Source organism: Nonomuraea rhodomycinica, from assembly GCF_013363995.1.
Taxonomy (GTDB): domain Bacteria; phylum Actinomycetota; class Actinomycetes; order Streptosporangiales; family Streptosporangiaceae; genus Nonomuraea; species Nonomuraea rhodomycinica.
Window position 1 is genome coordinate 617,316 of sequence record NZ_JABWGO010000001.1, and the last position, 17,270, is coordinate 634,585.

Here is a 17,270-nt window from a genome sequence, read left to right on the forward strand (position 1 = left end):
CATGACGGCCGACGACCGTTTCGCCGAGGACTACCGCGAGCCGCGCGGCGACGCGCCGCTCCAGGGCACGCGGACCGAGCCCGTCATCGGTCCCGTCTCGGACTGGGCGACCGACTTCTCCCACATGGAGCCGGAGTGGACGGCCGACCCGTACCCCATCCAGGACGACCTGCGGCGGCGCTGCCCGATCGCGCGCACCGGCCGCTTCGGCGGCGGCTGGCTGCCGACCCGCTACGAGGACGTCGCGGCGATCGCCTACGACACCGAGCGCTTCTCCTCCCGCTCCATCGTCATGAGCAACTTCCGGCCGCCCCGCGAGATCGCGCCGGTGGGCGGCGTGCCGCCGATCTCCTCGGACCCGCCGTTCCACCACGACGCGCGCAAGCTGCTGCTGCCCGCGTTCACCCGGACCGCGGTCTCGAAGCGGGAGGCGGCCACGCGGGCGTTGTGCCACGAGCTGATCGACGCGCTGGAGGGCCGCGACGTCGTGGACGCCGCCCGCGACTACGCCCAGCACATCCCGGTACGGGTGATCGCCGACATGCTGGGCTTCCCCGCGGACGACGGGCCGCGCTTCCGCGAGTTCATCGAGAGCTCCCTCGAAGGGGTCAACCTGCCCCCGGAGGAGCGCATCGAGCGGATGGACAAGCTGTTCGACTACCTGCTCAAGCAGATCCGCGACCACGTCGCCCACCCGCGCGACGACCTGACGACGTACCTCATCGAGGCCGAGCTGTACGGCCGCAAGCTCGAACCCTCGCACGTGGCCGGGACGATCGCCCTGCTGCTCATCGCCGGGATCGACACCACGTGGAGCGCGATCGGCGCGTCGCTGTGGCACCTGGCCCGCACCCCCGCCGACCGCGAGCGGCTGGTCGCCGAGCCGGAGCTGCTGCCGACCGCGATGGAGGAGTTCCTGCGGGCGTACGCGCCGGTCACGATGGCCCGCCTGGTCAAGGAGGACATGCGCTGGGGCGGCGTGGAGATGAAGGCCGACGACTGGGTGCTGCTGTCGTTCCCGGCGGCCAACCGTGACCCGGAGCAGTTCGACCGGGCCGGCGAGGTGGTCATCGACCGCGAGGTCAACCGGCACGTCGCCTTCGGCCTCGGCATCCACCGCTGCGTGGGCTCCCACCTGGCCCGCATGGAGCTGCGGCTGGCGCTGGAGGTGTGGCTGGAGCGGATGCCGGTGTTCGAGCTGGCGGACCCGGCGGCGGTGCGGTGGGCGCCGGGCCAGGTCCGCGGGCCGCGCACGCTCCCGCTGCGCCTCGGCCGAGCCTGCTGAGGGCCGTCAGCTGAGGGTCGTCGGCTGAGGGCCGTCAGTGGACGGACAGGCCGCCGTCCACGAAGATCGACTGCCCGGTGACGTACGCGGACCCGGGCCCGGCCAGGAACACCGCGGCCGCGGCGAAGTCCTCGGCCAGCCCGTTGCGGCCGACCATGGTGCGCGCGGCCAGCTCCGCCACCTTCCCGGGGTCGGCCGACAGCCGCGCGTTGAGCGGCGTCATCACGAACCCGGGCACGAGCGTGTTGCTGGTGACGCCGCGCGAGGACCACGCCTCGGCCTGCGAGCGGGCCAGCGACTCCAGCCCGCCCTTGGAGACGCCGTACACGCCGCTCTGCACGAACGCCCGGTGCGCCTGCTGCGAGCTGACGTGGATGATCCGCCCGTAGCCGCGTTCGGCCATGCCGGGGCCGAAGCGCCGGCCGAGCAGGTGGGGCGCCTCCAGGTTGACCGCCATGGTGCGGTCCCAGACGTCGTCGGTCAGCTCGTCCATGGGCGGGCGCAGGTTGATCCCGGCGCTGTTGACCAGGATGTCGGGCTCCCCGTAGACGGCGGCCGCCTCCTCGGCCGCGGCCCGTACGGCCTCGCGCGTGCTCAGGTCCGCGCTGACCCAGGCGGCGCGGCAGCCGTCGCCGGTCAGCTCCTCGACCGTGGCGGCGAGCTCCGGCTCACGGCGCGCCACGATCACCACGCTCGCCCCGGCGCGCGCGAGGGCCCCGGCGATGGCCCGGCCGATGCCGGAGCTGCCGCCGGTCACGACGGCGACCCTGCCGTCCAGGGAGAAGAGCTGGGAGAGGTACGTCTGCGACATCACGCCCGCACTCTAGAGGACGCCCGGCCCGTCCCGGTCGGCGGCTCTCCCGCCGAAACCGCCCCGGCCGTGCCCCGGCCGCACCCCGGCCGCCCCCCGGCCGCGCCCGGGGCACGGCGGACACGCCGCACGGCGGCGGGGCGGACACGCCGCACGGCGGCCCGCGTGCGGCGGCGCCGCCTGATCCCTGGTTACGCTCGGTGACCGGAGGTGGGACCGATGGGCGAGCCGGAGCGGGTGGCGCCGGGGACGACGCACGAGCGGGTGGGCGCGTTCGTCGACGCCGTGTTCGCCATCGCCATGACGCTGCTCGTCGTGGAGATCCACCGCCCGCCCGCCGACCTGGTCGAGGGCGACGAGCCGCGCCTGGTCATGGCGGCCCGGCTGTGGGGCTTCCTGGGCGACAACTGGACCACGTGGCTGGCCTTCCTCATCGCCTTCCTCATCCTGTGGGGCGTCTGGCGGGAGCACCACCGCACCCTCGACATGGTCACGCGCGTGTCGCCGCGGATCATGGCCAGGCACGTCCCGCTGCTGGTCGTCGTCGTGCTGCTGCCGTACGCCACGGGGCTCATCGGGGAGTCGGTGTCCAACCCGCTGACCGTCTGCCTGTTCGCCACGGCGGTGGCGGCGCTGCTGCTGGCCCAGGCGGCGCTGCTCCGGGCGATCCTGCGCGACGACGTGCTGAGGCCGGGCACGGACGTGGCCGCGCTGCGCGCGCAGGCGGCGACGCTCCTGGCGGCGGGGCTGTTCTGGCTGCTCACGGCGGGGCTGACCTGGCTGGTGGAGGGGGTGCCGCTGCTGTGGGTGCTCGCCCCGGTCGTCGGCGCCGTCTCGGCGCGCCGGTTCGCGGCCCGGGCCTGACGGTGGCGCTCAGCGTTCGGTGAGGTTCTCGCCGGTCTTCGGGTGGAACAGGTGGACGGCCTGCGTGTCGTACCACAGCCGCACCGGCGCGCCCCGGCGCGCCCCCGACTTCGGGTCGAGCTGCGCCACGAGCTGGCACCCCTCCCCCGCCTCCTCCCCGCCCGCCTCGGCCAGGTGCTCCGAGCGGACGGCGCCGGTGTCGAGGGTGAAGTAGGCGAGCTTCTCCGGTCCCATCGACTCCAGCAGGTCCACGGTCCCGGTGAAGGTGCCGCCCTGGTCCGTGTCGTGCACCAGGGAGGCGTCCTCGAAGGACTCCGGCCGGATGCCGGCGATGACGTCGCGCGGCACGTCCGGGCCCTCGGTGGCGCGCCGCAGCCGGCCGCGCAGCGGGATGTCGCCGATGGGCGTGCGCAGCAGGCCCTCCTCCAGCCGCGCGGGCAGGACGTTCATCGACGGCGAGCCGATGAAGCCGGCCACGAACAGGTTGCGCGGATGGTCGTAGAGCTCCTGCGGCGGCCCGATCTGCTGGATCAGCCCGGCCCGCATGATGACGATGCGGTCGCCGAGGGTCATCGCCTCGGTCTGGTCGTGGGTGACGTACACGGTGGTGGTGCCGAGGCTCTTCTGCAGCCGCGAGATGGAGGTGCGCATCTGCACGCGCAGCTTGGCGTCGAGGTTGGACAGCGGCTCGTCCATGAGGAACGCCTTGGGGTCGCGGACGATGGCGCGGCCCATCGCCACGCGCTGCCGCTGGCCGCCGGACAGGGCGGCGGGCTTGCGGTCGAGGTAGGGGGCGAGGTCGAGCAGCCCGGCGGCCCGCTCGACCCGCTCGTCCATCTCCGCCCGGCCCATCTTGGCGAGCTTGAGCGGGAAGGCGATGTTCTCGCGGACCGTCATGTGCGGGTAGAGCGCGTAGGACTGGAAGACCATCGCCATGTCGCGGTCGCGCGGCGCCTTCTCGTTCATGCGCCGGCCGTCGACGCGCAGCTCGCCCTCGGTGATGTCCTCCAGCCCCGCGATCATGTTGAGGGTGGTGGACTTGCCGCAGCCGGACGGGCCGACGAGGATCACGAACTCGCGGTCGGCGATGCGGACGTCGAAGTCGTCGACGGCCACGGTCCCGTCGGCGTACCTCTTGGTGACGTGGTCGAGCACGATCTCAGCCATGGTGTGGCGTCATCCCTTCACCGCCCCGGAGGTGAGCCCGGCGACGATCCGCCGCTGGAAGAACAGCACGAAGATCACGATGGGGATGGTGATGACCACGGCCGCCGCCGAGATCGAGCCCGTCGGGTCCTCGAACTGGGTGCTGCCGGTGAAGAAGGAGATCGTCGCCGGAGCCGTCCTGGCCGCGTCGGAGGAGGTGAGGGAGATCGCGAACAGGAAGTCGTTCCAGCAGAAGATGAACGCGAGGATCGCGGTCGTCACCATGCCGGGCGCCGCGAGCGGCACGATGACCTGCCAGAACGCCTGGAACGGCGTCGCGCCGTCCATCTTGGCGGCCTTCTCCAGCTCCCACGGGATCTCGCGGAAGAACGCCGACAGCGTGTAGATCGTCAGGGGCAGCGCGAACGTGATGTACGGCAGGATCAGCCCCGCCCAGGTGTTGAACAGGCCGAGCGCCCGCTCGATCTGGAACAGCGGGCTGACCAGCGAGATCTGCGGGAACATGGCGATCAGCAGCGACACGCCGATGAGCAGCCGCTTGCCCGGGAAGCTGAGCCGGGCCACGGCGTAGGCGGCCATGGTGCCGAAGACGATCGCGACGAACGTCGAGATCAGCCCGATCCCGATGGAGTTGACCAGGCCGCGGACGAAGTCGGCGTTGGTGAAGATGCCGGCGTAGTTGCCGAGCGTCCACTTGCGCGGGACGAACGAGCCGTCGGTGAACGTGCTGGGGTCCTTGAACGACAGCGACGCGATCCACAGCACCGGCACCATCGCGTACAGCACGACCACGACGTTGGCGACGGTCCAGCCGGAGACGCTCCGGCGCCCGGCCTCCATCACCGCTCGCTTCCGGGCGCGGCCGTGCCGAACCCGATGATGAAGACCACCGCGATGATCGCGACGGTGACGAGGATGAGGACGGACATGGTGGAGCCGATGCCAAGGTTCAGGCCGCCGATGAGGTTGTGGTAGGCGCTGATCGAGACCGAGCCGGTGCCCTGGGAGCCGTTCGTCAGCACGTAGACGTTGTCGAAGATGCGGAACGCGTCCAGCGTGCGGAACAGCAGCGCGACCAGGATCGCCGGCTTCATCAGCGGCAGCGTCACCCGCGTGAACCGCTGCCAGAGCGTCGCCCCGTCCACCGACGCGGCCCGCAGCAGCTCCTCGGGCACCACGGCCAGGCCGGCCATGAGCAGCAGCGCCATGAACGGGGTGGTCTTCCACACCTCCGCCAGGATGATGATCGCGATGGCGGGGCCGCGCTCGGTCAGCGGCGCCGAGCCCTCCGGCAGCAGGCCGGCCAGCCAGCCGGTGCCGGGCGTCCAGGCGTACTTCCAGCCGTAGGCGGCGGCGACCGTGACGATCCCGTACGGGATGAGCACGACCGTGCGGATCAGCCCGCGGCCGACGATCGCCCGGTACATCGCGAACGCCAGCAGCATGCCCAGCACCAGCTCGATCGCGACGCTGACGACGGTGATGAGCAGGGTCACCCAGAAGGCGTTCCACCACACCTCGCTGGTGAGCACGGTGGCGTAGTTCGACAGCCCGATCCACGCCTTGTCCTCGGGGAAGCGCAGGTCGTAGCGCTGCAGCGACAGCAGGACCGAGTAGACGATGGGCCAGCCGGTGACCACCACCATGATCAGCGCGGCCGGGGCGCACAGCCACAGTCCCAGCCGCCGCTCGGCCCGCTGCCCCTCGGTGAGCGCCCGGCCCTTCCCGCCGTTCACGGCAGAACCCCCTGGCTGCGCAGGGCGAGGGCGATCTGCTCGCGCAGCTTCGCCAGCGTGACCGGCGGGACGATGGAGGCGGGCGGCGACAGCGCCGCGGAGATCGTCGTGGAGACGTTCTGGTACGTGGGCGTCTTCGGCCGGGGCGCGGCCGTCTTCAGCGCGTCGAGGATGGCCTGGCGCATCGGGTACGGCTCGGCCATCGCCGGGTCCCGGTACACCGCCTCGATGGTGGGCGGCAGGCCGTCCTTGACCGCGGCGGTGCGCTGGCTGACCGGGTCGCGCAGGCACAGCGCCGCCTGGAACGCCTGCTCGGGATGCTCGGAGTACGCGCTGACCGCGAAGTTGGCGCCGCCCAGCGGCGAGGCGCCCGGGCCGTGGATGCCCGGGTAGGGCGCCCACTTGAAGTGCGGCAGCAGGTCCGGCTTGTTGGCCGCCATCGAGGCGTACACGAACGGCCAGTTCACCTCGAACGCGGCCCTCCCGCCCTCCATGGCCAGCCGGGCCGAGTCCTCCTGGGTGTTGGGCAGCGACGGGTCGGCCGCCTTGGAGCGGGCGTAGTCGCGCATCACCGTGAGCGCCTCCAGGGCGGGCGGGCCGAGGGCCACGCGCGTGCCGCCGGGGTCCAGGATGCGGCCGCCGGCGGAGGCGACGACGCTGTTGAACCAGACGACCAGGCCCTCGTACTGGGCGCCGGTCACCTCGCCGTAGTGCGGCAGGCCGCGCGCGGCGAGGCCGGCGGCGACGGCCGCCATCTCGCCCCAGGTGCGCGGCGGGCGCGGCACCAGGTCGGAGCGGTACCACAGGAGCTGGACGTTGGTGTTGTACGGCGCCGCGTACAGCCTCCCGCGCCAGGTGGCGGTGTCGAGGGGCTTGGCCAGCGTGCCCGCGCGGGCCTGCCGGGCGTGCTCGCCGGTCCACTCGCGGATCCAGCGGGCCTCGGCCAGCTCGGCGGTCCAGGTGACGTCGAGGCCGAGCACGTCCAGGCCGGGATCGGCGGCGGCGAGGCGGCGCACGAGCTGCTCGCGCTGGCCGTCGGCGTCGCGCGGGAGGGTGTTGAGCACGATCCGGTAGCGGCCACGGGCCTCGGTGTTGCAGCGGGCGACGATGGCGGCGAGGTTCTCCTGGGGCGCGTTGTAGAGGTTGACCAGCGGGACGCCCGCCTGGCCGCCCCCGGCGCACGCGGCGGGCAGGAGCGCGGTACCGGCCGCCAGCGCGGCCGCGGCCCCCCGTCTCCTCCTCGCCGCTCGGCTCACGTCACAGGCGTACCCGTCCTACCTGCGCATATCACCATGAGTAGTCAATGCCTTGCGGGACGGGCGCGAGGCGTCAGCGGGGCGGCGCGGACGTCTGCCGGTAGCCCGGATGGACGCCGGGCGTGAGGTTCTGCTGGGCGGCGATGGCCTCCAGCAGCGCGGCGAGCTGGTTGCGCTGGTCCTCGTCGAGCGCGGCGCAGATGTCGTCCTCGTGCGCGGCCCCGAGGGTGCGCATCGCGGCCATCACCCGGCCGCCCTCGTCGGTGAGGTGCAGCTCGTGGTTGCGGCGGTCGCGGGGGCTGCGCCGCCGCTCGACCAGGCCCTTGCGTTCGAGGCCGTCCACGAGCGCGACCACGCGGCTGGGCACGACGCCCAGCTCCCCGGCCAGCGACTGCTGGCTGCGGCCCGGCTGGAGGGCGATCATGCGCAGCAGCCCGATGTCGGACGGCGCGACCCCCAGCTCGCCCACCCGCTCGGCGAAGCGCGCCGCCGCGTGGGCGCCCACCTGTGACAGCAGGAACGCGGTTCCTCTCGGCCGGCCCGGCGGGGCGATGTCCGTACTCATGAGGCGATGGTAGCGTCGTCCAATAGTTCTGTGCTATGAATGATTCACTCGACAGAACGGAGTGCGGCCATGTCCCCCGCCACGCAACCCCGCTATCCCGACCTCGCCGACAAGGTCGCCCTCGTCACCGGCGGCTCCCAGGGCATCGGCGCGGCCACCTGCCGCGCCCTGGCCGCCAACGGCGCCCGCGTCGCCGTGAACGGCCGCGACCCGGCCGCCGTCGAGGCGCTCGTCCGGGCGATCGAGGACTCCGGCGGCACCGCCGTGGCCGCGCCCGGCGACGCCACCGACGAGGACGCGCTGCGCCGCGTGCGCGAGACGGTCGAGCGGGCCCTCGGGCCGGTCGAGCTGCTCGCGGCGTTCACCGGCGGCAAGGGCGCGCCCGCGCCGGTCACCGAGCTGGGACCCGAGCGGTGGCGCGAGGTCGTCGAGACCGACCTCACGTCGGTCTACCTGACGCTCCACACGTTCCTGCCGGCCATGTACGAGCGCGGCGCGGGAGCCGTCGTCACCATGTCCTCCTCGGCCGGGCGCGGACCGAGCGGCGCCAACGCCGCGTACGCGGCGGCCAAGGCCGGCGTGTCGATGCTGACCACGCACCTCGCCGCCGAGCTGGGCCGGCAGGGCGTGCGGATCAACTGCCTGGCGCCGTCGGCGGTGCTCGTCGAGCGGATGCGGCGGGCGATCCCGGCGGAACAGCTCGCCGAGATGGCGGCGTCGTACCCGCTCGGCCGGGCCGGCAGCCCGGAGGACGTCGCGCAGGCGGCGCTCTACCTGCTGTCGGACGCGTCGTCCTGGGTCACCGGGACCACCCTGGACCTGACCGGCGGGCGCGCCGCGGCATGAGACTGCTGATCTTCGGCGGCACCGGCCCCACCGGCGCCCTGCTGGTGGAGCAGGCGCTCGACGCCGGCCACCACGTCACCGCCGTCGCCCGCGATCCCGCCCGCCTGCCCGGCGCCGGGCACGACCGGTTGACCGCGGTCCGCGGCGACGTCCTGCGGCCGGGCGCGTGGCAGGACGCCGTGCTCGGCCAGGACGCCGTGGCCTCCTGTCTCGGCACGCGCGATCGCCGCCACCCGACCACCGTCTACTCGCGCGGCACGGCCACCGTCGTCTCCGCCATGCTCGCGGCCGGCGTCCGGCGCCTGGTGTGCCTGTCGTCGGCCGGCCTGGAGATCCCTCCCGGCACGCCGCTCGCGCAGCGGCTCGTCACGCGCCACGTGGTGCAGCGGCTGTACCGGCACGCGTACGCGGACATGGCCGTCATGGAGCGGCTGGTGGCCGGGTCCGGGCTGGACTGGACGGTGGTCCGGCCGCCGATGCTCACCGACGGGCCGCTGACCGGGCGGTACCGCACGGCGGTGGGAGGGCACCTGGACGGGATGTCCCGGATCTCGCGCGCCGACCTCGCCCACTACCTGCTGCACCACCTCGGCGACCGCGACGCCTGGGGGCGCGTCGTGGAGATCGCGACCTGACCTGGGCCTTGACGGGCGGGGTGCGGGATCCCTAGGGTCTTCTGAAGGTGGAAAGCGCTTACCAAGCCTGAGGGGGCACTGTGGGATCCCGCGAACACTGGGTGTCGGTCGCCGACCGGTTGCTGGACGCCGTGGTCCCGTACGCCACCCCCGGCTTCGCTCAGTACCGGCTGCCCGGACGCGCCAGCGCCTCCGGCCCCGACTCCGACGGCCTGGAGGGGTTCGCGCGCACGTTCCTGCTCGCCGCGTTCCGCGCCGCCGGCGATCCCGGCGCCGCGCCCGGCGGGCTGCTGGAGAGGTACGCCGAGGGCCTGGCCCACGGCACCGACCCGGGCCACGCGCACGCCTGGCAGCCCATCGCCGACGGCCACCAGACGATCGTGGAGGCCGCCTCGATCGCGCTGGCCCTGCACGAGACGCGAGAGCTGCTGTTCGACCGGCTCGACCCGGCCGTGCGCGAGCGCGTGGTCGCCTGGCTGGGCGGGATCGTCGGCAAGCACGCGTGGCCGTGCAACTGGGTGCTGTTCAAGGTGATCGTGGAGCAGTTCCTGGCCAACGTCGGCGGGCCGCACGACCCCGCCGAGATCGAGCGGCACCTCGCCGACGTCGAGGGCTGGTACGTCGGCGACGGCTGGTACACCGACGGCGCGGGCCAGCACTACGACTACTACTGCGGCTGGGCCATGCACCTGTACACGCTGTGGTGGACCAGGATGTCCGGGGCCGACGCGGGCGTCTACCGGGAGCGGCTGCGCGCGTTCCTGGAGTCCTACCGGCACCTGTTCGCGCCCGACGGGGCGCCGATGCACCAGGGCCGGTCGCTGACGTACCGGATGGCGGCCGTGGCGCCGCTCTGGCTCGGCGCGATCTTCGACGCCACGCCCCTGTCGCCCGGCGGGACCCGGCTGCTGGCGGGCCGCACCCTCGCCCACTTCGAACGGCACGGCGTCCCGGACGCCGACGGGCTGCTCAGCCTCGGCTGGCACCGGCCGTTCCTGCCGGTCACGCAGGCGTACTCGGGGCCCGCCTCGCCGTACTGGGCCAGCAAGGGCTTCATCGGCCTGCTCCTCGGCCCGGACCACCCGGTGTGGACCGAGCCCGCCGACGACTCCGGCGACTCCGCTGACCAGGGGGACCTGACGCTGGCGATGCCCGCGCCCGGCTGGCTGCTGCACCGCTCCGGCGGCGTGGTGCGCCTGCTCAACCACGGCAGCGACGGCAACGACCGCGACGGCTCCGGCGACGACCCCCACTACGTCAAGCTCGCCTACTCCACCCACACCGCGCCCGAGACCGGCCCCGAGGGCCGGGCCGCCGACCTCGACAACAGCCTCACCGTCGTCCGCCCCGACGGGAGGAGCACGCGGCGGCGGCGCATCGACCGGCTCGTGGTCATCGACCGGCTCGCCGCCTCCCGCTACTTCGACGGCGAGGTCGTGGTCGAGACCGCGTCCGTGGTGGACGGGCCGTGGGAGGTGCGCGTCCACCGGGTCGCCGCTCCCGAGGGCAGCCACGTCCGCGACGGCGGCCACGCCCTGGCCGGCGACGAGCCGTGCGGCACCCGGCTCGACGGCCTGGAGTCCCGGGTCTCCTCGGGCGCGCTGGTCAGCTCCATCACCGGCCTGCACGGCTGGTACGGGGCGCGGGTCCAGGCCCGTACCGGCGAGAACGCCTTCGGCGAGCACTCGGCGACGCCGTACCTGGTGGGCGACCACCCGGGAGGGCGGGCGCTGTTCGCCTCGGCGGTGTGGCTGGGGCCGGGCGAGCCGTCCGCGCCGCCGCCCGTGGTGGAGCCGGTGAGCGACGGCTTCACCTGGAAGGACACGGAGGGCGGCCGGATCGAGGTGCGACTCGGCCGCACGCCGGGGTACGTGCGCGAGCACCCCTCGGGCGAGCGCGTCACCTGGACCGGCTGAACGGCTGACCGGCTGAACGGCTGAACGGCTGACCGACTGACCGGCGCCGAGTCGCCTGTTCGCCCTCAGAGGACGAACAGGGCGCATTGCGGACGGGCCCTGGCCGCTTTACCTGCCATCCTCGGGCCATGGCCAGTACGCCGTCCCGCATGATCCGTTTGCTGTCCCTGCTGCAGACCTGCCGCGGCTGGCCGGGCCCCGAGCTGGCCGCCCGGCTGGGCGTCAGCCCGCGCACGCTGCGCCGCGACGTCGACCGGCTGCGCGAGCTCGGCTACCCGGTGCGGGCCGCCCCGGGCATGGGCGGCGGCTACCGGCTGGAGGCCGGCACGGCGCTGCCGCCACTGGTGCTCGACGACGAGGAGGCGGTCGCGATCGCCATCAGCCTGCGCACGGCCGCGGGCGGCACGGTGGCCGGCATCGAGGAGACGTCGGTGCGCGCCCTGGCCAAACTGGAGCAGGTGCTGCCCGGACACCTGCGCCGCCGGGTGAGCGCGTTGCAGAGCTACACAGTGCCGCTGGCCTCCCAGGGCCCGGCGGCCGACCCCGAGGCGCTGACCGTGATCGCCCAGGCCTGCCGTGACCGGGAGCGGCTGACGTTCGCCTACCGCAGGCGCGACGGGCAGCACGGGACGCGGCTGGTGGAGCCGTACCGGCTGGTCCATCTGGCGCGCAAGTGGTACCTCGTGGCCTGGGACGTCGACCGCGACGACTGGCGGACCTTCCGCGCGGACCGGCTGGCCTCGCCGACGCCGGCCGGGCAGCGGTTCCGCCCCCGCGAGCTGCCCGCCCCCGACATCGCCCGCTACGTCGCCGAGTCGGTGACCTCCTCGCTGGCCCGCCACCGGGCGGTGGTCACGCTGCACGCGCCGTTCGCCCGGGTGGCCGAGCGGCTGCGCCCGCAGGACGGGGTGCTGACGGTGGTGGACGAGCACACGTGCCGGCTGCACACGGCGGCCGACTCGCTGCAGTGGCTGGCGCTCACGATCGGCATGTTCGACGTGGACTTCGAGGTGCACGAGCCGCAGGAGCTGATCGCCTACATCCGCACCCTGACCACCCGCCTGTCCCGGGCGACCCCGGCCTAGCCGTCGAAGACCGGCAGCATGGCCGGCTCCTCCTCGGCGAACAGGCCCAGCCGGCCGATCTCGGCCATGGTCTCCTCCGACACGGCGGCCCCCGCCACGTGCAGGTAGTAGTCGTAACCCGCGTGGACGAAGAAGCGGTCGCGGTTCTCCAGCACGCACCACCCCTTGCCGCGCAGCATGTCCCGCACGATCTCCAGCGCCCTGCCCAGCGGGACGGACCGCCCCTCGCGCAGTCTCCTGCGCCGGCGGGTGTCCGGGCGGCGGATCCTGAGCCGGGCCACGCCGGCGTCGCGCGCCAGCAGCTCGACCGCCCGCAGGTAGGCGTTCTCCACCTCCTCGTACCGCTCGCGCGTCAGGCGCACGCCGTCGAAGACCTGCCCGATGTCGCTCATGCCGGTCCAGTCGTCGCCGCGGAAGCGCCCGCACGCGTCGCGCAGCGCGGGATCGTACTTGCTCAGCCGGAAGCCGTACGCCTTGGCGCGGAGCAGTGCCCGGATCAGGATCCCCGGGTCGGCCGTGACGGGCCAGTCGCTCACCTGGCCGTCGCCGACCTCGACGACCCGCCACACGCCGTCCTCCCGCCGCGCGAGGTCGGTCGTCACGAACCGCTCCCCCAGGTCCCGTACGGCCTCCCGGACCGCCCGCAGGCCGGTGGGCCGCTCGACGGGCTCGCCCGCGTGGTCCGGGTGCGGCCCCGTGAACACCGGCGCCCCGTCCACCCACCACACCCGCACCTCCGGGCCGGTGAACCGCTCGAACCCCCGGATGACCAGCCCTCCCACCAGGTCCGCGCCCTGGAGCTCGACGAAGCGGCGGGCGACCCGTCCCAGCGATGCCGGGTCGGTCGCGTAGCACGCCTCCAGCCACTCGTGCTTGCGCGACTTCACGAAGTCCTTGACCACGAAGCCGTCGTCGCTCAGGCCGCGCGCCAGCCGGGCCAGCCGCTCGCCGTCCGGCGCGCTCTCCCCGGGCGCCATGCGCACCACGCCCGTGGGCGGCGTCAGGTGATAGAAGCGGCCGAGCCAGCCGGGCAGCTCGTGGGCGCGCCGGTAGCCGGTGGCGTCGGTGAGCAGCACGCCTCCCCGCTCGGCCAGGGCCTCCTGCAGCCGCTCGTACCGGTCGGCGGTGAGCATCCATCCGCGGTACCAGTACCGGCCGTATCCCCGCGGCACCCGGGACACAGCCTCCTCCGCCCGTCCCGCCACCAGCGCGTCGTGGTCCACGAGCGCCACGGGCGCGCCGCGCTCGCGCGCGGCGTCCGCCTCGGCGGCGAAGTGCGGATCGACCCGGCGCGGGCGGAGCGGGTCGGCGCAGAACAGGAACCCCACACGCATGATCGCGACTGTACGTCCGGCGCTCCGCGTCGTTCACCCGGTTATTCGCCGTAAATGGCTGGCGCCCGATCCTCCGGGTTTGCCAAGGTGAGGCCATGACACGAGGAATCGTGAAGTTCTGGAAGGCCGAGAAGGGCTGGGGCGCGATCTCCTCCGCCGCCCTGCCGCCGGGCCGCGACGCCTTCGGCCACGTCAGCGAGGTCGTCGCCACCGGCTACCGGACGCTGGAGGAGGGGGACGAGGTCGAGTTCGACCTGGTCGAGCAGAAGCAGGACAGCTTCGACTACGTGGCCCTCGACATCCGCAAGCTGTGACACGCCCGCGCCGGTGCCCGGGACTGTTCAGGTGGCGGGTTCCTCGCCCTCGACGAGCCGTGAGGCGGGCCGGCCGGCCGGCAGCAGCGAGTACGCCCCGAGCAGCCAGTCCGCCAGCAGGTCGCGCTCGATCACGATGAGCGGCTCCCTGGCGCCCAGCGCCTCCTGCCGGGCCTGCCGGGTGAGGCGGCCGGAGGTGACCAGGACGCCGGTGTGACCGGCGAAGGTGTTGGCGAGCGCGCCGAGGAAGTCGCGCACCTCGGGCGCGCCGACCGACTTGCTGTAGCGCTTGCACTGGACGGCGTACCGCCCGTGGCCGGGGGCGACGGCCGTGATGTCCACGCCGCCGTCGCCGCGGCCGCCCCGCTCCCGTACCTGGCGGAACCCGTCGGCGCTCATGCGCTCGGCGACCAGGTGCTCAAACTGGGTCCCGGTCATCCGGTCCACCTTCTCCAGCTGGGCGTTCCCGGCCAGGAAGCGTAACCGGGCCGCCTGGATGGCGCGGTGGCGCAGCACGAGACCGCCCACGACCAGGACGACCGCCAGGCAGGCGATCACCGCCGCCCAGGCCGGGTGGGCGCGCACGAACTCCGTCACGAGCGCCCCCACGGCCAGCACGCCGACGAGCGCCAGGAACCACCGGTCGCCGTTGCCCCGCGACGCGCGCCGGCCCTTCCCACGTCCGGATCCCCTCGCCATGAGTCCCTCCTGTCCTCGACGGGCGGACGGTGTCAGGGTGAGTGTGAGCCGCGGGTACGACAGAATCGCGGACCCAGCGGCAGGACTCCGGAGAAGGGCGCGTCGGCCACGAGGGCGAACCCGACGCAGCCGGCGCGCCCCGGCGGGGACCGCGAAGAGGAGTTCAGGCGCGGCGCCAGCGCCGGGCCGCCTCGGCCCAGGCGGCGTCCCACGCCGCGTACCGTCTCCGGTCGAGCAGGCACCTGAGTCCCCGGAAGGCCGAGAGCGACACCGCCGCGCCTCCCGCCAGCATCAGCAGGGCCGCCGTGACGGCGTCGAACACCGTCTCCCCGTGGCGCCGCGGCGGCGGGGCCGGCTCGCCGCGGGCGTCCACCCACACGGACACCCGCGTGCCCGCCCTGGCCCCGGCCGGCGCGGTGACCGGTCCGGTCATCGGCTTGCCCGCCGGGCCGGTCCAGCGGGCCACCGCCTCGACCTTCGCCCCCGGGCTCACGTGCTCGTCGGCGAGCGTGGTGGGCGCGTCCCGTACGAGCGTCGCCGTCACGGCCCGGCGGGCGCCCGCCCCCGCCCGCTCGGACCGCGTCCCGTTCTCGTAGGCCATCCGTCCCACGACGACCGCGGGCCAGACGCTGAGCAGCAGCAGGGCCAGCGCCACCATCACGCCCACCGCCTCCAGCCGGTCGGTGCGGCGGCGCACCGGATTGCGGTCGGGGCGGTACAGGCGCACGCGCAGCACCACCCACCGGATCATGTCCCCCATCGCGCACCCCCGCCGCCGCTCGTTCAGGCCTCGCGGGCCACCCGTACCAGCGCCACCGCCTCCGGCCCGCCGCCTCGCGGTCCGGCCCCACCGGTCCTGGTCCCAGCCTCGCGCGCCTCTTCGTCCAGCCTCGCGGCGGGGGCCGGGGGCCCGGCAGGGCCATACGGCATCGCGACCCGGGACCTTGGCCCCACCGCCCCCGCACGACGCGGCTCCCCGGCTGCGCCCGGGTCGGGGCCCCGCCCGGCCAGGCACTTCGCGAAAAGGTGGATATCATCACTGAAGGGACGGTTCCCGCCGAGAGCCGGATGTTCGAGAGGGGACGGCGGTCGTGACACCCGACGACGCCGAGACCGAGTTCCGGGCTGCCGCGGCACGCCTGGCGCAGGTCATGCGCCACCATCCGCCCGCCCTGACACCGCTGATCGAGTCCGTACGGCACCTGGCGGCCCTGCTGGCGGCGGACGCCGAGGTGGACCACCTGGAGGACGCGGCCCTGACCGTGATCGACACCTGCGACCGGTCCGGCCTGGAGTTCTCCGACCCGGCCGTCCTGGCGGCGATGGAACGCCTCCGGGAGGCGGCGACCGACCTGGACCGCAGCACGTGAACCGCGGCACGTGAACCGCGGCACGTGCACCCGCGCGCCGGCACTCCCCTGACCGTGGGAGGCCGCCCGTGACGAGAGTGCGCACGGGACTTTGGACGCGAGGACGGCCCCGACAGTTCTGGGAATCGGGCGTGGTTCTTCGCACATCCGTACAACCTTGACCGTGCCGGGCGTGCTCGTCCTAGGATCAGCGCCCGTGATCATGACTCTCGCGCTCAGCGCCTCCCTCGCCCTCACCGGTTCGCCCGCTCACGCCGCCACCAAACCGGTGACGTTCCAGGGGTTCACCCTCCAGGTCCCGGCGCAGTGGAAGACCAAGAAGGAGGGCGTCAACCTGCGCGTCATCACCGGCGCCTGCTCCGCTCAGGCCGCCGAGTGCCCGGGCTTCCTGCTGGGCGGCCCCCAGGCGGTCAAGCACGCCTCCGAGGGCAACGCGTACCGGCCCGACCAGCCCTACCACCCCAGCAGCGGCGTGACCGAGTGCGTCCCGGCGAAGAAGTACAACAGCGGGCAGGCCACGCGCGTCAGGACCGCGAAGGCGGCGTTCGGGACCGGGCAGCGGGCTCAGTTCACCGAGTGGAAGGTGTCGTGCGACGGCAGCAAGACCAACGTCGCCTCCTACACCCAGCGCGTCTGGTACGTGCAGGCCAAGAAGGTGATCGTCGTCGACCACTGGAAGACGCCGGGCCTGGACGCCATCCTCGGCAAGGCCGTGTGGAAGTAGCCGCCTTCCCGACGGCCGGCCATCGCCCTGGCGATGGCCGCGCGCCGGCGGTCAGGCCGCCGACCGCCGCGCCTGCGGCGCGTCCTGGTCCGCCGGGTGCTGCACGAGCACCGGCACGTCCGACAGCACCACCACGCCGTACGGCACGCGCCGGCCCGGAAGGCCGGAACCGGCCAGCTCCTCCAGCGTCGCGAACCGCGCGCGCCGCGGAGGAACGACCACGCGGAACGGCCCGAGCGGCCGGCCGCCCTCCGCGCAGAACGTCAGCTCGACGTGGGCGTTCCCGGCGCCGGCGTTGAACAGGACGAGCCGGTCGCCGGGCATGCACCCGTCGGCGATCGCCATCTTCCACTTCCCCACCACGGTGCTCATGCGTGACTCCTGTCTCAGGGGGCGACATCGTCCCGCTACCCCGACAAAGTGCGAAATATCATGCGGGAGGCGGGCAGACCGAAGCCGCACAGCGGCAGTACGCGCGTGGTCTCGTGGACGGGCGCGCCGGCACCGTGATCCCGGCTCGTCGCACGAGCGACCCCGATCATCACTGACTGGTGGATGAACCACAGGGAGCGGTACAGGCCGCTCCGCCGCAGCGTCCTCGTAGGCGAGGTCGCAGTCGGCCAGGGTCTGGCAGGGCCCTGGAGGTACCGGTCCGGTGTCGGC

Annotated in this window: 19 protein-coding genes; 9 read left to right on the plus strand and 10 right to left on the minus strand. The window is 73.8% G+C overall.

What is annotated here, in order from left to right; all coding sequences use genetic code 11:
* The first annotated feature begins 1 nt into the window (after window position 1).
* Window positions 2–1,285 (plus strand): cytochrome P450, encoded by a 1,284-nt coding sequence (locus HT134_RS02975; protein WP_175598685.1) that lies wholly within the window; start codon window positions 2–4, stop codon window positions 1,283–1,285.
* A 34-nt stretch (window positions 1,286–1,319) separates the two neighbouring features.
* Here the strand turns inward: HT134_RS02975 and HT134_RS02980 are convergent, their stop codons facing one another.
* Window positions 1,320–2,096, minus strand: a complete 777-nt coding sequence (locus HT134_RS02980) for an SDR family NAD(P)-dependent oxidoreductase (protein ID WP_217707454.1) — start codon at window positions 2,094–2,096, stop codon at window positions 1,320–1,322.
* Between the two features lie 219 nt (window positions 2,097–2,315).
* On the opposite strand from HT134_RS02980, the gene HT134_RS02985 reads away from it, so the two are divergent.
* On the plus strand, window positions 2,316–2,960 hold the full coding sequence (locus tag HT134_RS02985; protein WP_175598687.1) for a TMEM175 family protein: 645 nt from the start codon (window positions 2,316–2,318) through the stop codon (window positions 2,958–2,960).
* Window positions 2,961–2,969: 9 nt separating this feature from the next.
* Here HT134_RS02985 and HT134_RS02990 read toward each other — a convergent pair whose 3' ends face one another.
* The 5 genes from HT134_RS02990 to HT134_RS03010 all read right to left on the minus strand — a co-directional run bounded on the left by HT134_RS02990 (window position 2,970) and on the right by HT134_RS03010 (window position 7,684).
* The gene (locus HT134_RS02990; protein WP_175598688.1) at window positions 2,970–4,127 is read right to left on the minus strand and encodes an ABC transporter ATP-binding protein; all 1,158 of its coding nucleotides are present in this window, start codon (window positions 4,125–4,127) and stop codon (window positions 2,970–2,972) included.
* A gap of 9 nt (window positions 4,128–4,136) precedes the next feature.
* A complete protein-coding gene (locus tag HT134_RS02995) occupies window positions 4,137–4,967 on the minus strand; it encodes a carbohydrate ABC transporter permease (RefSeq protein ID WP_175598689.1) in 831 nt (276 codons plus the stop codon).
* The gene (locus HT134_RS03000) at window positions 4,967–5,863 is read right to left on the minus strand and encodes a carbohydrate ABC transporter permease (protein WP_312887933.1); all 897 of its coding nucleotides are present in this window, start codon (window positions 5,861–5,863) and stop codon (window positions 4,967–4,969) included. Before HT134_RS03000 ends, HT134_RS02995 begins: the two co-directional genes overlap by 1 nt.
* The gene (locus HT134_RS03005) at window positions 5,860–7,119 is read right to left on the minus strand and encodes an ABC transporter substrate-binding protein (protein ID WP_175598690.1); all 1,260 of its coding nucleotides are present in this window, start codon (window positions 7,117–7,119) and stop codon (window positions 5,860–5,862) included. The genes HT134_RS03000 and HT134_RS03005 overlap by 4 nt, the downstream gene beginning before the upstream one ends.
* Window positions 7,120–7,192: 73 nt before the next feature.
* Window positions 7,193–7,684, minus strand: a complete 492-nt coding sequence (locus tag HT134_RS03010) for a MarR family winged helix-turn-helix transcriptional regulator (RefSeq protein WP_175598691.1) — start codon at window positions 7,682–7,684, stop codon at window positions 7,193–7,195.
* 69 nt (window positions 7,685–7,753) lie between these two features.
* Between HT134_RS03010 and HT134_RS03015 the strand changes: the two genes are divergently transcribed.
* From HT134_RS03015 to HT134_RS03030, 4 genes are all read left to right on the plus strand, one after another.
* Entirely contained in the window at window positions 7,754–8,530 is a 777-nt protein-coding gene (locus HT134_RS03015; RefSeq protein WP_175598692.1) for an SDR family NAD(P)-dependent oxidoreductase, read from the plus strand.
* Window positions 8,527–9,165 carry an NAD(P)-dependent oxidoreductase gene (locus HT134_RS03020; RefSeq protein ID WP_175598693.1) on the plus strand — a complete coding sequence of 213 codons (639 nt, stop codon included), beginning with the start codon at window positions 8,527–8,529 and terminating at the stop codon, window positions 9,163–9,165. Before HT134_RS03015 ends, HT134_RS03020 begins: the two co-directional genes overlap by 4 nt.
* Before the next feature lie 80 nt (window positions 9,166–9,245).
* Window positions 9,246–11,081, plus strand: a complete 1,836-nt coding sequence (locus tag HT134_RS03025; protein ID WP_175598694.1) for a DUF2264 domain-containing protein — start codon at window positions 9,246–9,248, stop codon at window positions 11,079–11,081.
* 128 nt (window positions 11,082–11,209) lie between these two features.
* Complete coding sequence (locus HT134_RS03030) at window positions 11,210–12,166, plus strand: helix-turn-helix transcriptional regulator (RefSeq protein ID WP_175598695.1); 957 nt, start codon at window positions 11,210–11,212, stop codon at window positions 12,164–12,166.
* Here HT134_RS03030 and HT134_RS03035 read toward each other — a convergent pair.
* A complete protein-coding gene (locus HT134_RS03035) occupies window positions 12,163–13,500 on the minus strand; it encodes an ATP-grasp domain-containing protein (protein ID WP_175598696.1) in 1,338 nt (445 codons plus the stop codon). The genes HT134_RS03030 and HT134_RS03035 overlap by 4 nt on opposite strands.
* A gap of 95 nt (window positions 13,501–13,595) precedes the next feature.
* Between HT134_RS03035 and HT134_RS03040 the strand changes: the two genes are divergently transcribed.
* Window positions 13,596–13,814: a cold-shock protein gene (locus HT134_RS03040; protein ID WP_175598697.1), complete on the plus strand. Its 219-nt coding sequence runs from the start codon at window positions 13,596–13,598 to the stop codon at window positions 13,812–13,814.
* 27 nt (window positions 13,815–13,841) lie between these two features.
* On the opposite strand, the gene HT134_RS03045 is transcribed toward HT134_RS03040, so the two are convergent.
* Both HT134_RS03045 and HT134_RS03050 read right to left on the minus strand, forming a co-directional pair.
* Window positions 13,842–14,513: a restriction endonuclease gene (locus HT134_RS03045; protein WP_175598698.1), complete on the minus strand. Its 672-nt coding sequence runs from the start codon at window positions 14,511–14,513 to the stop codon at window positions 13,842–13,844.
* A 163-nt stretch (window positions 14,514–14,676) separates the two neighbouring features.
* Window positions 14,677–15,273, minus strand: coding sequence for an Rv1733c family protein (locus HT134_RS03050; RefSeq protein WP_175598699.1), 597 nt, complete (start codon window positions 15,271–15,273; stop codon window positions 14,677–14,679).
* 331 nt (window positions 15,274–15,604) lie between these two features.
* On the opposite strand from HT134_RS03050, the gene HT134_RS03055 reads away from it, so the two are divergent.
* Complete coding sequence (locus tag HT134_RS03055) at window positions 15,605–15,883, plus strand: hypothetical protein (protein WP_175598700.1); 279 nt, start codon at window positions 15,605–15,607, stop codon at window positions 15,881–15,883.
* 196 nt (window positions 15,884–16,079) lie between these two features.
* The gene (locus tag HT134_RS03060; protein ID WP_175598701.1) at window positions 16,080–16,607 is read left to right on the plus strand and encodes a hypothetical protein; all 528 of its coding nucleotides are present in this window, start codon (window positions 16,080–16,082) and stop codon (window positions 16,605–16,607) included.
* Window positions 16,608–16,658: 51 nt separating this feature from the next.
* Here the strand turns inward: HT134_RS03060 and HT134_RS03065 are convergent, their stop codons facing one another.
* Window positions 16,659–16,979 (minus strand): sensory rhodopsin transducer, encoded by a 321-nt coding sequence (locus tag HT134_RS03065; protein ID WP_175598702.1) that lies wholly within the window; start codon window positions 16,977–16,979, stop codon window positions 16,659–16,661.
* Between the last annotated feature and the right edge of the window lie 291 nt (window positions 16,980–17,270).